This is a genomic window from Amycolatopsis sp. MtRt-6 (assembly GCF_017308975.1).
Lineage (GTDB): Bacteria > Actinomycetota > Actinomycetes > Mycobacteriales > Pseudonocardiaceae > Amycolatopsis.
In genome coordinates this window covers 42,682-56,504 of the sequence record NZ_JADWPD010000050.1, presented here as the reverse complement: position 1 = coordinate 56,504, position 13,823 = coordinate 42,682, and the positions used below count along the sequence as shown (strand labels likewise).

The 13,823-nt window shown below is 70.2% G+C and carries 13 protein-coding genes; 9 read left to right on the top strand and 4 right to left on the bottom strand.

Going from position 1 to position 13,823, the window contains the following annotated elements; translation table 11 throughout:
• The first annotated feature begins 135 nt into the window (after positions 1-135).
• From I4Q55_RS47045 to cysC, 8 genes are all read left to right on the top strand, one after another.
• Positions 136-495: a phosphopantetheine-binding protein gene (locus tag I4Q55_RS47045; RefSeq protein ID WP_374194548.1), complete on the top strand. Its 360-nt coding sequence runs from the start codon at positions 136-138 to the stop codon at positions 493-495.
• A gap of 60 nt (positions 496-555) precedes the next feature.
• Positions 556-780: an MbtH family protein gene (locus I4Q55_RS47040; RefSeq protein ID WP_277992120.1), complete on the top strand. Its 225-nt coding sequence runs from the start codon at positions 556-558 to the stop codon at positions 778-780.
• Positions 781-864: 84 nt separating this feature from the next.
• Positions 865-1,626: a thioesterase II family protein gene (locus I4Q55_RS47035; RefSeq protein WP_206797401.1), complete on the top strand. Its 762-nt coding sequence runs from the start codon at positions 865-867 to the stop codon at positions 1,624-1,626.
• On the top strand, positions 1,623-2,846 hold the full coding sequence (locus tag I4Q55_RS47030; protein WP_206797400.1) for a cytochrome P450: 1,224 nt from the start codon (positions 1,623-1,625) through the stop codon (positions 2,844-2,846). Before I4Q55_RS47035 ends, I4Q55_RS47030 begins: the two co-directional genes overlap by 4 nt.
• A gap of 58 nt (positions 2,847-2,904) precedes the next feature.
• On the top strand, positions 2,905-4,170 hold the full coding sequence (locus I4Q55_RS47025) for an MFS transporter (protein ID WP_206797399.1): 1,266 nt from the start codon (positions 2,905-2,907) through the stop codon (positions 4,168-4,170).
• 48 nt (positions 4,171-4,218) lie between these two features.
• Positions 4,219-5,538 carry an acetyl-CoA carboxylase biotin carboxylase subunit family protein gene (locus I4Q55_RS47020; RefSeq protein ID WP_206797398.1) on the top strand — a complete coding sequence of 440 codons (1,320 nt, stop codon included), beginning with the start codon at positions 4,219-4,221 and terminating at the stop codon, positions 5,536-5,538.
• Positions 5,490-8,708, top strand: a complete 3,219-nt coding sequence (locus tag I4Q55_RS47015) for a non-ribosomal peptide synthetase (RefSeq protein ID WP_206797397.1) — start codon at positions 5,490-5,492, stop codon at positions 8,706-8,708. Before I4Q55_RS47020 ends, I4Q55_RS47015 begins: the two co-directional genes overlap by 49 nt.
• A 97-nt stretch (positions 8,709-8,805) precedes the next feature.
• The gene (gene cysC, locus I4Q55_RS47010) at positions 8,806-9,384 is read left to right on the top strand and encodes an adenylyl-sulfate kinase (RefSeq protein WP_206797396.1); all 579 of its coding nucleotides are present in this window, start codon (positions 8,806-8,808) and stop codon (positions 9,382-9,384) included.
• 15 nt (positions 9,385-9,399) lie between these two features.
• Here the strand turns inward: cysC and I4Q55_RS47005 are convergent, their stop codons facing one another.
• Together I4Q55_RS47005 and I4Q55_RS47000 are read right to left on the bottom strand one after the other, a co-directional pair.
• Positions 9,400-10,317 (bottom strand): branched-chain amino acid transaminase, encoded by a 918-nt coding sequence (locus I4Q55_RS47005; protein WP_206797395.1) that lies wholly within the window; start codon positions 10,315-10,317, stop codon positions 9,400-9,402.
• Position 10,318: 1 nt separating this feature from the next.
• Complete coding sequence (locus I4Q55_RS47000) at positions 10,319-10,966, bottom strand: O-methyltransferase (protein WP_206797394.1); 648 nt, start codon at positions 10,964-10,966, stop codon at positions 10,319-10,321.
• Positions 10,967-11,010: 44 nt separating this feature from the next.
• Here I4Q55_RS47000 and I4Q55_RS46995 point away from each other — a divergent pair, with 44 nt between their 5' ends.
• Positions 11,011-11,940 (top strand): D-2-hydroxyacid dehydrogenase, encoded by a 930-nt coding sequence (locus tag I4Q55_RS46995; protein WP_242547988.1) that lies wholly within the window; start codon positions 11,011-11,013, stop codon positions 11,938-11,940.
• On the opposite strand, the gene I4Q55_RS46990 is transcribed toward I4Q55_RS46995, so the two are convergent.
• Both I4Q55_RS46990 and I4Q55_RS46985 read right to left on the bottom strand, forming a co-directional pair.
• A complete protein-coding gene (locus I4Q55_RS46990) occupies positions 11,896-12,864 on the bottom strand; it encodes a DMT family transporter (RefSeq protein WP_206797389.1) in 969 nt (322 codons plus the stop codon). The two genes, I4Q55_RS46995 and I4Q55_RS46990, sit on opposite strands and share 45 nt — an antisense overlap.
• A gap of 56 nt (positions 12,865-12,920) precedes the next feature.
• On the bottom strand, positions 12,921-13,805 hold the full coding sequence (locus I4Q55_RS46985; RefSeq protein ID WP_206797387.1) for a TenA family transcriptional regulator: 885 nt from the start codon (positions 13,803-13,805) through the stop codon (positions 12,921-12,923).
• Positions 13,806-13,823 lie beyond the last annotated feature (18 nt).

Genomic DNA, 13,823 nt, shown 5'->3' with positions numbered 1-13,823 from the left:
TCGGGGGTGGGGTTGGCGCGGGGTTATGTGGGGCGTGGGGGGTTGACTGCGGAGCGGTTTGTGGCTGATCCGTTCGGTGGTGGTGGGGGGCGGATGTATCGCACGGGTGATTTGGTGCGGTGGGGTGGTGGTGGGGTGCTGGAGTTCGTGGGGCGGGCGGATGCTCAGGTGAAGATCCGCGGGTTCCGCGTCGAGCCCGAGCAGGTCGATCGTGGTGCTTCGCCGGTGCCCGGCGATGCCGTGGTGGCGGAGCAGGGTCCGCGGACGCGGCACGAGCGGGTGTTGTGTGCGGCGTTCGCCGACGCGCTGGGGCTGGAGTCGGTGGACATCGACGCCGACTTCTTCGACCTCGGCGGCAACTCGTTCGCCGCCATGCGCCTCGCCGATTACGTGAGCCGGGAGCTCGGCACCGAAACGAGTATTCGTGACATCTTCGAGGCCCCGACAGCAGGGGAGCTCGCGGCCCGGCTGGCCGGAGCCGAGCGGAACGGGTGATTCCGCCGGCTGGGAGACCCGCGCCCACCGCACAGGCGCGTACCGACGAAGGAGGCAATGATGACCAACCCATTCGAGGACGAAAGTGCTCGCTACCTGGTTCTCGTCAACGACGAGGGACAGCACTCGCTGTGGCCGGAATTCGCCGAAGTCCCGGAAGGGTGGACGACGGTCTTCGGAGCGGACGCCCGTGACGCCTGCCTGGCCTACGTCGAGACCCACTGGACCGATCTTCGGCCGCGGAGCCTGGTCTCGCGCATGCAAGAAGAATCGGCCGCCGGCTGACACACGGACGATTCCGCGGGCGGATTCCGGCGCGGTGGAGCAGGAGCGGAACAGTGGAAACCTCTGGACCAGCGGGGAGGCGAGATGGCAGGCGGACCTTCCGGCGGCTGGTTTCCCGCTGACGTCGGCGCCGGATCCGCCGGGTGCATGCTGTTCTGCTTCCCCCACGGGGGCGGTGGCGCGGAGCAGTTCCGGCGGTGGAAGGCGGACATGCCGCCGCACATCGAGCTGGTTCCCGTGCTGATGCCCGGCCGTGAGTCGCGGTTCGCGGAGCCGCTCCTGACGTCGGTCGCCGCGGTGGTCGCCGCGATCGTGGAGCCGTTGACGGCCTGCGCGCGGCGGCCCTTCGCCCTGTTCGGGCACAGCATGGGCGCGCTGCTGGCCTACGAGACGGCAGCCGCCCTGGCGGATCGGGGTCTGCCGCCCTCTCACCTGATCGTCTCGGGCCACCATCCACCGCACCTGCCCAGCAGGGCGCCGGTGCTGCACGATTCGGCTGACCAGGAGTTCGCCGAACGGCTGGCGGAAATGGGGGGAATGCCCGCCGATCTGCTCCGCAACCCGGAGATGATGGATTTCCTGCTGCCGCGCTTCCGTGCGGACTTCGAAATCTGTGAGACCTACCGGTACGCACCACGGCCGCCCATCCCCGTGCCGGTCACGGTGCTCGCCGGGCGGGAAGACCCGGCTGTCGACGTCAGCGAGCTCGGTCGGTGGGGCGAACTCACGACCGAAGGTGCCGACGTCCACGTCCTCGACGGGGGCCACTTCTGGAACACGGGCCCCCAGGAAGCCGGCGTTCGTGCGCTCGTGGTGAGTTCGCTGGAAGGAGCCGGCCGGGTATGACGAATGCGGCCATCGAGAGCGTCGCCGACCTCGGCGATCCTCATCTCTATCAGACGGCGGCCCGCTATCGGATGTGGGCGGAGCTGGTGGCGGGGAACAAGGCGGTGTGGAGCCCGCCCGGAAGCTCGCCCAGCGGGTTCTGGTCGGTCTTCTCCCACCAGGCGTGTTCGGAGCTGCTGGCGCCGAATTCGCCCTTCACGTCCGAGTACGGGATGATGATCGGCTTCGACCGCGACCGGCCGGACAAAGCCGGCGGCACGATGCTGGTCGCGAGCGAGGGTGCGCGGCACAACCAGCTTCGCCGCCTGATCGCCCCGTTCCTGTCGCGGGCTTCGGCGCAGTCCCTGACGGAGTTCATGCGCCGCGAAGTGGCGGAGATCCTGGCGGAGCTGCGTGCGGGCGGCGATCCGCGCAGCCCGGGCGCCACCGGGCCGGACATCGCCTCGCACGTCGGGTCCCGCCTGCCCGCCGCCGTCGTCTGCGAACTGCTCGGCATCCCGGCGAGTGACCGCGAACTGGTCGTCGGTCTGACCAACCACGCCTTCGGCGGGGAGGAGCCCGCGTTCGCCGACATGGAGCCCTCTGAGGCCCATACGCAAATCCTGAGCTACTTCCTGGACGTCATCGCCGAGCGCCGCGCCGACCCGGGTGATGACCTGGTGGCGGCCTTGCTCGCCGACGGGTCCCTGGCCGATCGCGAAATCCTGATCAACTGCGACAACGTCCTCATCGGCGGGAACGAGACGACCCGCCACGCGGTGACGGGCTGCTTCCACGCGCTGGCCGAGAACCCGGCGATCCTGCCCGCCCTGCGAGCCGATCCGGGGCTGATCCCCGCCGCCGTGGAGGAGATCCTGCGCTGGGCCTCGCCGGCGATGCACGTGCTGCGCGTGTCCACCGAGCCGACGGTCGTCGCCGGCCAGGAGGTGGACGAGGGCGTGGCCGTGGTGGCCTGGCTGCCCGCCGCGAACCGGGACCCCGGCGTCTTCCCCGGCCCGGACGCGGTCCGCCTGGACCGGCAGCCGAACCGGCACCTCGCCTTCGGCCACGGGCTGCACCACTGCCTCGGAGCCGCGCTGGCCAGAGCGGAGCTGGCGGTCCTGCTCGAAGCGCTGACCGAGACCTTGGCCGGGGTGGAGCTGCTGGCCGAGCCACAGTGGATGAGCGTCAACCAGGTGCAGGGCTACCGGCACCTTCCGGCGGCCTTGCGATGGCGCTGAAGCCCGGCCCGGACCGGCGGGCCACCCATCCAGTCGTTCCCACCAGGACCCTTGGACCATGACCGAAGACACCCAGTCACCGAAGACCGGCGAACCGGTCCCGCTGAGCCGCAACCAGGACTTCGTCCGCCTCTGGCTGAGCCAGACGTTGTCCGCCGTCGGCGCGCGGGTCACCTACCTGGTCTATCCGCTGCTCATCCTCGCCATCGACGGCTCGACCGCGGCGGCGGGGGCGGTGGCGGGAACCGCCGCGCTGGTCGAGATCGCGGTCCGCATCCCGGCAGGCGTGCTGCTGGACCGGCTCGATCGCCGGAAGGTGATGTTGTGGACCGAGGCCGCCCGGGTGTCGGCGATGATCGCCGCCTTCACCACCGCGGCCCTCGGCTGGATTTCGGTTCCGCTGGTCTTCGCCGTCGCCGCGGTCGACGCCGGCGGATCCGCCCTGTTCGTCTCCGCCGAGCGGACGGTCCTCCGGCACATCGTCACCCACGACCAGATCACGGTCGCGAGCGCGCGCAACGAAGCCCGCACCTTCACCGCCGAGCTGCTCGGGCCGGCGCTCGGTGGTGCCCTCTTCGGACTCGCCCGCGCCCTGCCGTTCCTCTTCAACGCCGCCGCGTACGCCACATCGTTCTTCGCGGTTCTCGCGATCAAGCGGCCGTTGCGCGGAGACGTCCCGGAACACCACGAGAGCTTCGTCAAGGCGTTCAAGGCGGGATTCGGGTTCCTGTGGCGGCAGCCGTTCCTCCGTGCCGTCATCGTCTTCGAGCCGTTGCTCAACATGGCGTTCACCGGCACCCTGTTCGTGATCATCGTCATCCTGCACGACGCCGGCATCCCCGCCTACGGCATCGGTGCGGCAATGGCCGTGACCGCGGTGGGCGGCATCCTCGGCGCGGTGGCTGCCCCGTGGATCAAGAGGTTGCTCTCCCCGTGGCTGCTCATCGTGCTCCTGTCGTGGACGAGTGCGCTGATGGCGATGATGTGTGTCCTGCTGCCCGCGGGATACTGGGTCGTCGCGCCGATGCCGGTCCTCGTGTTCTTCGCGCCGGCCACGACGGCCACCGTCTTCGGTCACCAGACGGCGGTCACCCCGGACCACCTGCACGGGCGGGTGGTGACAGCGCTGGGCCTGTTCATGTCGGCGATGAACCCGGTGGCCCCGCTGGCGGCCGGCATCCTGCTCGAACACCTGGAAAGCCCGGCTGTCCTCGCGGTGTTCGCGTCGGTCTTCGTGGTGGCCTCGGTGATCGCGACGTTCAGCAAGGGGATTCGGACGATCGGCGAACGCGTGCCCCTCGAACCCGCCGCGAAGACGATTTAGCGGTGGCGAGGCGGCCGCTGCCCGAGACTGCATCGGAGGAATGAGGGGATGGCCAACGTGAACTCGGGGCGCACCGGGCGACCGCGACTGATCGTCATGTTCGAAGAGGGGGCGGTGACGCCCGCGGAGCTCGTGCTCAGCCTGACCGACTGGGCCGACCTGATGCTCGTCGTCGGCACGTCGCCCTACGCCGTGGCGATGAAGCCGTTCCTCGACGAAATCGCGGATACGCTCACCTGGGACCAGCCGCGCGCGGAGCTCCTCGACCACCTGCGCACGTGGCGCCCGGACGGCATCACCACCTATGCGGAACGGATGCTCGTCCCCACCGCCGAGGTGGCCGCCGAGCTGGGCCTTTCGTATTACTCCATGGCGACGGTGAACCTGCTGCGCGACAAGTTCGCCCAGCGCAAGCGCTTGGCGGAGGCCGGGGTACAACGGACGAAATCGGTCTCGCTGCCCGGAGCCGACCAGTGGCCGGAGGTGGCCGCCGAGGTGGGATTTCCCTTGGTCGTGAAGCCGCGAGTGGGGGAGGGGAGCCAGTACACCCACCTGATCCACAGCGTCGAGCAGGGGGAAACGGTGCTTCGCGACCTGGCGAAATCCTACCGCGGGCCGCTCATCGCGGAGGAATTCATCGTCGGGAAGAAACGTCCGCCGCTCGGTGACTACGTGTCGGTGGAAAGCTGCGTGGTGGACGGCACCATCAGGCATCTGGGCATCACCGGCAAGTTCGATATCCTGCCCCCGTTCCGCGAGCAGGGAGGATTTTGGCCTGCCCCGGTCTCCGACGCCGAAAGGGCCGAGATCCTCGATCTCGCCCAGCGGGCACTGTCCAATCTGGACATCATGACGGGAATGATCCACACCGAGGTGAAGCTGACGGCCGACGGGCCGCGGGTGATCGAGGTGAACGGACGCATCGGCGGGCAGATCAACGATATGTCTTCGCGGGCGAGCGGAATCGACATCATCGATCTCGGCGCGCGGATAGCCTTGGGGATGGACACGGACGACATCGTGGCGGCGAAACCGGACAAGGTCTACTTCCAGTTCCACAACTCGCCGCCCCTGGACGCGCACCGGCTGACCTGGGTGCAGGGTGCCGAGGCCGTGAAAAAGGTGCCGGGCGTCACCTCCTACGAAATCTTCCTGCATCCCCCGGCGTCGTTGGAAAAGGACTTCATGACGAGGTGGATCGATGTCGTCCGGGGCGAAGCGCGTGACCACGACGACATGGTGAAAATCCTGGACGAGGCCAATGAGCTCCTGTCGTTCGGCTACGAGGTCCCGTCGGGGGAGATCACCCTGCCGGCGATGTGGACACAGGAGCGGACGCGCAGGGCGACCCCGGGCTGCCCGGCGTGACGCCGCGGAGTGCCGCGCCGCCGGCGCCGGTGACGCTGTTCGAGGAGCAGGCGGCCCGGTCGCCGGTGGCGGTCGCCCTGCTGTGTGGCGGAGACCGGCTGACCTACCGCGAACTCGATTCCCGGGCCAACCGGCTCGCCAGGCTGCTGATCCGCCGCGGCGCCGGTCCGGAGTCGCTGGTCGGGCTGATGCTGCCCCGCACGGCCGACATGCTCGTCGCCCTGCTCGCGGTGGGCAAGACCGGGGCCGCCTGCGTCCCGTTCGACCCGGCTCACCCGGCGAGGCGCAACGGCCTGATCCTCGAGGACACCAAGCCGGTGCTGGTGCTGACCGCGGCGGGTCCCGCGGCGGCCGCGGACTGGCTGACGGTGCCGCGTCTGCGGCTCGACAGCCCCGAGGTCGCCGCCGAGCTCACCACCCTGGCCGGCACCGGCATCGAGGCCGGCGAACTGCGCGGTCGCCGGGACGCCCAGCACCCGGTCTGGGTGCTGCACACTTCCGGGTCCACCGGGAAGCCCAAGGGTGTCGTCGTCACCTACGCGGCCATGGCCAACGTCCTGGCCGAGTTCCGCCGGCGGCTCGCCGTCGAACCGGCCGACCGGCTGCTGGCCGTCACCACCCTCGGCTTCGACATCGCGGGGCTGGAATTGCTCCTCCCGCTGATCAGCGGCGCCACCGTCGTGCTCGCCACCGAGGCGGAGCACCGTGATCCGGAGCGTCTCGCGGCGTTGATCCGGCAGGCCGGGATCACGATCATGCAGGCGACGCCGTCGCTCTGGGAGGTCCTGCTCGAGACGCCCGCTGCCGATCTCTCGGGGGTGCGGATCGTGACGGGGGGCGAGGCGCTGTCCGCCGCGCTGGCGAAGCGGATGCGCGCGGCGGGGGCCGAGGTGACCAACGGGTACGGGCCCACCGAGACGACGATCTATTCCACTGCCCACACCCTCGGCGACCGGGAGCGGGAGGGCGCGCCGCCCATCGGGACGCCGATCCGCGAGACCCGAGCTCATGTTCTCGACGACCGGCTGCGGCCGGTTCCGGGCGGGACGGTGGGCGAGCTGTACCTGGCCGGCTCCGGGGTGGCCCGCGGCTACCTCCATCGGCCGGGACTGACGGCCACCCGGTTCGTCGCCGACCCGTTCGGCCCCGCCGGCGAGCGGATGTACCGCACGGGCGACCGGGTCCGGCTGGCGGCCGACGGCTGCCTGGAGTTCCTGGGGCGGGTCGATCACCAGGTGAAGATCCGCGGCCAGCGGGTGGAGCTGGGCGAGATCGAGGTGGCCACCGAGGAACTGCCCGGCGTCGCCCGGGCCGTCGTCGTCGCGCGGGCGGATCGCCCGGGGCAGCACCAGCTCGTGGCCTACGTGGTGCCGCGGTCCGGCGCCCAGCTGGACTCCGCGTGCCTCCGCGAGCTGCTGGCGGACCGGCTCCCGCGGCACATGGTGCCGAGCGCGGTGGTGACGCTGCAGGCTCTGCCGCAGACGCCGAGCGGCAAAGTGGACCGCGCCGCGCTCCCCGCTCCCGGACCGGCGGTGCAGGCCGCCACGGTCGCGCCGGAGTCCGCCGCCGAGAAGTGGCTGTGCGGCCTGTTCGCCGAGCTGCTCGACGTGCCGGAGGTCGGGGTCACCGACGACTTCTTCGGGCTCGGGGGGCATTCGCTGCTGGCCATGCGGCTCGTCGGCCGGATCCGCGCCGAGCTCCGCGGTGACGTGGACATCCGCGACCTGTTCGACGACGCCACGGTGCGCGGTATCGCGGCGCGCCTGCACCCCACCGTGGCCGGACCGGCTCCCGGCACCCGCGACGATCCGGTGGGGGCACCGGCGGCGGGCCTCGGCGAGCCGGTGAGCGACACCGCGGTCAGGCGCTACCCGATGACCTACGAGCAGGAGTCGATGTGGCTGCAGGAGCAGGTCGGCGACGCCGACTCCGCGCTGCTCGAGTCCTGGGTGTACCGGCTGCGCGGTCCGGTGGACGTGGCTGCCGTGGAGTGGGCCCTCACCGAGGTGGTCCGCCGGCAGGAGGCGCTGCGGACGCGGCTGGTCTTCGACGGCGACGCGCTGGTCCAGCTCGTGCACCCGGAACCGGAACTGGTGCTGCACCGGCGGTCCTGTACCGAGGAGACGCTCGAGGAGGAGGTGCGGCGGGCGACCAGGGTCCCGCTCGACCTGGCGGAGCCGCCCCTGCGGGCCACGCTGCTCGAGCTCGCCGCCGATCATTTCGTCCTGGCCGTGGAGCTGCACCACTCCGCCATCGACGACTGGTCGTATTCGGTGCTGGACCAGGAGTTCGGCGAGCTCTACCGCGCGCGGGTGCAGGGCCGTCCGCCCGAGCTGGCGCCGATCACCGGCCGGATCGGCGACTTCGCGGTCACGCAGCGGGCCTCGCGTGTCGACCCGGTCCTGCTCGACTGGTGGCGCGGCGCGCTGAAGGATGCGCCGGAGCAGGACGAACTGCCGCTGGACCGGCCCCGCCCGGCCGAACCCCGGTACACCGGCGGCCAGGTCGGCGTGCCGGTCCCGGCCGAGCTCGCGCAGGCCGTGCGCCGGTTCGGCCGGACGGCCCGGACCACGCCCTTCACCGTGTTCGCCGCGGCCATGACCGCCCTGTTGCACGGCTGTCACGGCCGCGGTGAGGTGATCTTCGGCGCGCCGGTGTCGCGGCGCGGCGCGGCCGCGCTCGAGCCTTTGGTCGGCTGTCTCACCACGGTGTTGCCACTGCGGCAGTCCGTGCGGGCCGAGGACCCGTTCGCCGAGCTGGTCGCGGCCACCAAACGGCGGGTCGCGGAGGTGATGGCGCGTCGCGATGTGCCTTACCCGGCCGTGCTCCGCTCGATCGGGAGGACCGTCGACCTCGGGAAGCCACCGCTGTGCCAGCTGGCGCTCGTGGTGGACGACGCGCCGCGGATCCCCCTTGGCCTGCCCGGGGTCGAAGCCACCCGGCTCTACCCGGGAACGGGGACGTCCAAGTTCGACATGACCCTGTACCTGATCTCCGAACGGTCCGGCTACCGCGGGTTCCTGGAGTATTCCGACGAGCTGTTCGACGAGGGCACCGCCCAGCGGTTCGCCGGCGACTTCGTGGCGCTGGTGACCGCCGCGGCGGCCGCACCGAACCGGAGCGTGACCGAGCTGGTGCGGGACATGCGTCGCCGTGCCGAAGACCGGTGAGATCCGACGCCGGTCTGTTCCGCACTGCCCGCCCTCGGCACTCCGGGGCCGCCGGCAATCCGAGACGAGTCGTTCGTGAAAAGGAGGTCGTGCGGTCGTGACCACCGTGCTTGCCGCGCAGGGGCTCACCCTGTGGCTGACCGGTCTGCCCAGTTCGGGGAAGTCGACCATCGCGCAGGGGGTGGCCGGGCGATTGCGATCCGGCGGGCGCCGGGTCGAAGTGCTCGACGGTGACGAGGTCCGGCGCAACCTCAGCGGTGACCTGGGTTTCAGCCGTGCGGACCGGGAGGAGAACGTCCGGCGGATCGGGTTCATCGCCGGGCTGCTGTCCGGGCACGGGGTGATCACCCTGGTGCCGGTGATCGCGCCGTACGCGGACAGCCGGGCCCAGGTCCGCGTCCGGCACGCCGAGAAGGGAGTCGCGTTCGCCGAGGTGTACGTGGCGACCCCGGTGGAGATCTGCAGCGCCCGGGACGTCAAGGGGCTCTACGCCAAGCAGCGCGCCGGTGTCCTCAGCGGACTGACCGGCGTCGACGATCCCTACGAGGCGCCGCGGGCACCGGAACTGGTGATCCCGGCGCACAGCCAGAGCGTGGCCGAGTCGGTGGACGCCGTGCACGCGTTCGTCCTGAGCGCCTTGTCGCCGTCAGCGCCGCCCAAACGGGGAAGGCCTTGACACCCCGCTTCGTCATCAGATCTTCGTGAGCCAGCCGCGGGTGTCGGGGACCCGTCCGTGGACGAGCCCGGCGTAGCGGTCCTGGAGGGCTTTGGTGACCGGTCCGATGGTGCCGGTGCCGATGAGCCGCTCGTCGATCGCCGGGATCGGCAGCAGGCCCGAAGCCGTCCCGGTGGTGAACACCTCGCTCGCGGTGAAGAGATCGTCGGCGGTCAGGTCGCGTTCGCGGACGCCGAACCCGAGGTCGCCGGCCAGCGCGAGCACGGTGTCCCGGGTGATCCCGGGCAGCAGTCCCCGGCTCTCCGGGGGAGTGCACACGACGTCGTCGACGACCGCGAAGATGTTTTCGCCGGTCGTTTCGCACACCATGCCTTCCTCGTCGAGGAAGATCGCCTGCCCGAAGCCGCGCTGCTTCGCCTCGGTGTAGGCGAGCACGCTCAGCAGGTAGTGCCCGCACGCCTTCGCCTTGTACAGCCCGGCAAGCGAGCGGGGGCGGGGATAGCTCGAGAGGAGAGCCGTGGTGCCTTCGGCGTTCCCGCGGTCGGAATAGCCCGACCACGCGAAGGCCAGCACAGCCGTGTGCACGTCGTTCAGCCAGTGCGCGAAAATGATGTGGGGTTCGCCCACGTAGACCAGCGGACGCACGTAGGCTTCCTGGAGGCCGTTGACCCGGACGCAGTCACGAGCGGCTTCGATCAGGTCGTCGACGCTGTAGCCGACGTCGAGCGACAAGGTCGCGGCGGACTCCCGCAGGCGGCGCATGTGCTCGGCCACCCGGAACAGGGCGATCCCGCCGTCATCCTGCCGGTAGGAACGGATTCCGTCGTAGGCGCCGAAACCGTAGTGCAGGGTGTGCGTCATGAGGTGCGCGCCGGCGTCCTCCGTGGGCTTGAGCGCACCGTCCAGCCAAACCGTACCGACCGGCTCGATCATGTCAGGACTCCCGCCGGAGCACGCGGCTGGTGATCTCGATGCCGTCGCCGAGCGGCACGGTGTACGAGCACGCGTCCGGCTTCGACCGGACGTGCTCGACGTACGCCCGCATCCGCTCGGCGGTCGCCGCGGGTTCGAGGATGTTGTCGGCCACGACGAGCCCGCCGGGCCGGATCTTCGGCCAGACGAGGTCGAATTCCCTGATGTACAGGTCTTTCCAGTGGTCGATGAGAACCAGGTCGAACGGTCCGGCGAGATCGGTCAGGACGGTGTCCGCGCTGCCGTGGGCGACCTCCACGTAGTCCTGCAGCCCGGCTTCCTCGACGTTCTTCAGCAGCTGCTGGACTTTTCCGTCGTCGGTCTCGATCGAGACGACCAGACCGCCCGTCTCCGCGACCGCGCTGGCGAGCCAGATGGTCGAGTACCCCACCGATCCGCCGATCTCCACCACGTGCTGGGCGCCGCTGGTCCGGACGAGGATGTTCAGCAGCCGGCCGACGTCCGGACCGACGTCGAGCATCAGGCGTGGCGCCGCTTCGCGGGTCCACCGCGCGCCACGGGAGTTCAGTTCGTCCAGTTCGGGCCGTTCTTCGCGAGACCGGTTCTCCAGTCGGTCGAGCACGGCGTCGGCGGTGGCAGAGAGGATCATCCGGTCACCTCGGAACAGATTCTGGTTATGGTGGTTTGGTGCGAATGTGCGTGTTCCACCCCCGGCTGGGGGCCGAGCTGGGTGCCCGCGTCCGTGCCGCGGTGCCCGGACTGACCGTCGACGTCGCGGCCGCCGAACCGGCGGAGGTCGCCGGCTACGAAATCCTCGTCGCGAACACGTTCCCGGCCGGAATGCTGGCCCGCTGCCGGGCGCTGCGGTGGCTCCAGCTCACCAGTACCGGCACCGACCAGCTGATCGGCGAGTCGCCGCCCGAGGGCGTGCGGGTGACGCACGCCGGTACCGTCCCCGCCCGCGCGGTGGCCGAGTTCGTCATGATGGCCCTGCTCTCGCTGGCGAAGGACAGCGCGACCTTGGTGCGGCAGCAGGATTCCGGGATCTGGCGGGTACCGGACACCCGGCTGCTGGCCGGCAGCACGCTTGTGCAGGTCGGGCTCGGCCGGATCGGCGCACTGGTCGCCGACCGGGCACGGGCCTTCGGCGTCCGGGTGATCGGCGTGACCCGGAGCGGGCGGCGCGGGCCGGCGGACCTGGTCGCCGGGCCGGACGAACTGGTCGATGTGGCGCGCGAGGCCGACAACCTGGTGATCGCGGTGCCGGGGACCGAGCAGACCCGTGGCCTGGTCGGTGCCCGCGTGATCGCCGCGATGCCGGCCGGCGCGTGCCTGGTCAACGTCGCGCGCGCGTCGGTGCTGGACACCGGTGCGGTGGTTTCGGCGCTGACGGCGGGCCGGCTCCGCGGCGCGTTGCTCGACGTTCACGAGACCGAGCCCATCCCTTCCGAAAGTCCTCTGTGGAGCGTTCCGGGCCTGTGGGTCACCCCGCACACCGCGTTCGCCTACCCCGGCGAGGCGGCCGATCTCGCCGAGCTGGTCGTGGACAACGTCCGCCGCTTCACCGAAGGACGGCCGTTACGGAACATCGCCGCGGGGTGGCGGCGTCCGGACGACGTCTGACGGCGGCGGCTCGGCCGGGGCGGCTTCGGCGGCGCTCGGCTTCTTCGTGCCCGGCCAGGTCGCGAGCACGACACCGACGAGCGTCAGCCCGGCCCCGAAGAGCTGCCACACGGTCAGCGATTCCCGGAAGATCGGGATCGCGAGCATCGCGCCGAACACCGGGACCAGGTAGAGGAAGATGTTCGTCTTCGCGACGCCGACGTGGCGGAAGCAGTAGTACCAGGCGATGATGTTGTAGACGAAGCCGATCACGCCGCCGTAGAGCACTCCGAGCCAGCTGGCCAGGGACGCGTGGGTCAGCACCTCGGGTGCGGAGACGAGGCCGGGCAGCGTGATCGCCAGCATCGGGATGAGCCCGAACACGCAGCTCCAGGTGGCGACGGCGGGCGGCGGCAGCCGTCGCATGGCGAACTTGCTGGTGATCGAGTACACCGCGAAGATGCAGACCGCCACGACCATCAGGATCTCGCCCTGCCAGGTCCCGGAAAGCTTGGCGCCCGCGGCACTCGGCGGCAGGATCCGCATCAGCCACACGATGCCGAGAAAGCTGATGCCCACGCCGATGAGCCCGCGCGAGGTGATCTTCTCCTTCAGTACCAGCCACGCCAACGCCAGCGACGCCGCCGGGATGATCATCTCCAGCAGGCCCGCTTCCGACGCCGGGATGAGCTGCAACGCGGAAAAGAACAGGAAATTGTACACCCAGATGCCGAGGAGGCCGGTCCCTGCCAACCAGGGCAGGTCCCGGCGCTCCGGCCTCGGCCACCGTTTCACCATCGGCAGCAGGAGAACCAGCGCGAGCGCGTAGCGCAGCGTATTGGCCTGCGTCGGGGTGAAACTGTCGAGTGCGTATCTGCCCGCTATCAGGTTGCCGGCCGCGGTCAGCGGCACCGAAACCAGAAGCAGCAGCAGTTTCCAGCTCAAGTTCTCTCCCGATCGGGCTCTTCGTGGCGTCGCCGGGGCCGCCTGCGGTCAAGCGGTCAGCGGGCGTTCACGGCTTCCCATTGCGGATGCCGCTTGAGGACGATCTCACGATACAGACCCCACTGGTAGACCCGGCGAGCCTGAACCGAACGCCACACGGCGAGCCGGACCCGCTGCTGCATTTCCGCGGTCACCGAGTATTTCGCCAGCAACGCGCCCGCCTCGGCGGCGTGCTTGTCGTCGCCGCCGTAATCCAGTTCCAGCCGCTCGTCACCGGCGTGGATCCGGAACACCTCGAGCGCCTTGTCGTCGAGGTTCAGCTGGTGGCTCAGCGCCCGGGCAATCTGGCGGAACCGGTTGGGGATCGTCAGCTCGATGGCGAAGCTGCCCGACGCCAGCGCCTCGACCCAGTGGAAGTCCCGCACCAGGTGCTGGCGGTATTCGACGTAGAGCAGCGTTTCCGGGTACGGCTCGGCGAATTCCAGTTCTTCGTCGCTCACGCCCAGCGCGTTGCCCAGCTGGCGGACGGTCACCGGGTGCTCGCGGGCGGGGTTGAACTCGCCCAGCTCCTCGGCCAGGTTGGCACCCATGAACTGCCGGGCGTCGTAGTGGTAGGTGGCGTTGGCGCAGATCTGGGCGATGACCGACGGGAACGTCCGCGCGTCGATGTACCACTGCTTGACCCAGTCTCGAAGTCCTTCGATCGGGATCTCTTCGGCGATCAGCCGCTCGTAGAAGGGGCCGATGTTCGCGGCGGCGGAGCCCATGATCTCGTCGGTCAGCTCCTGGACGAACTGCTCGGGTGGCAGGGCTTCCGGTACCGGGTCGCCCAGCCGGTCGGTCGGCCTGCCGACCGGCGCGTGGTCGAGGCTGGCGTTCAACGCGCCTTCGAACTCGTTCCTGACCTGCCTGACGGTGGTGCGGTTTTCGTCCACGCTCATGACCGGTTCTCCTCTCGG

Excerpts from the sequence above, each read along its gene's own strand:
- I4Q55_RS47040 (WP_277992120.1), top strand. The coding sequence starts at position 556 with ATGACCAACCCATTCGAGGACGAAAGTGCTCGCTACCTGGTTCTCGTC.
- I4Q55_RS47035 (WP_206797401.1), top strand. The coding sequence starts at position 865 with ATGGCAGGCGGACCTTCCGGCGGCTGGTTTCCCGCTGACGTCGGCGCC.
- I4Q55_RS47030 (WP_206797400.1), top strand. The coding sequence starts at position 1,623 with ATGACGAATGCGGCCATCGAGAGCGTCGCCGACCTCGGCGATCCTCAT.
- I4Q55_RS47025 (WP_206797399.1), top strand. The coding sequence starts at position 2,905 with ATGACCGAAGACACCCAGTCACCGAAGACCGGCGAACCGGTCCCGCTG.
- I4Q55_RS47020 (WP_206797398.1), top strand. The coding sequence starts at position 4,219 with ATGGCCAACGTGAACTCGGGGCGCACCGGGCGACCGCGACTGATCGTC.
- I4Q55_RS47005 (WP_206797395.1), bottom strand. The coding sequence starts at position 10,317 with ATGATCGAGCCGGTCGGTACGGTTTGGCTGGACGGTGCGCTCAAGCCC.
- I4Q55_RS47000 (WP_206797394.1), bottom strand. The coding sequence starts at position 10,966 with ATGATCCTCTCTGCCACCGCCGACGCCGTGCTCGACCGACTGGAGAAC.
- I4Q55_RS46995 (WP_242547988.1), top strand. The coding sequence starts at position 11,011 with ATGTGCGTGTTCCACCCCCGGCTGGGGGCCGAGCTGGGTGCCCGCGTC.
- I4Q55_RS46985 (WP_206797387.1), bottom strand. The coding sequence starts at position 13,805 with ATGAGCGTGGACGAAAACCGCACCACCGTCAGGCAGGTCAGGAACGAG.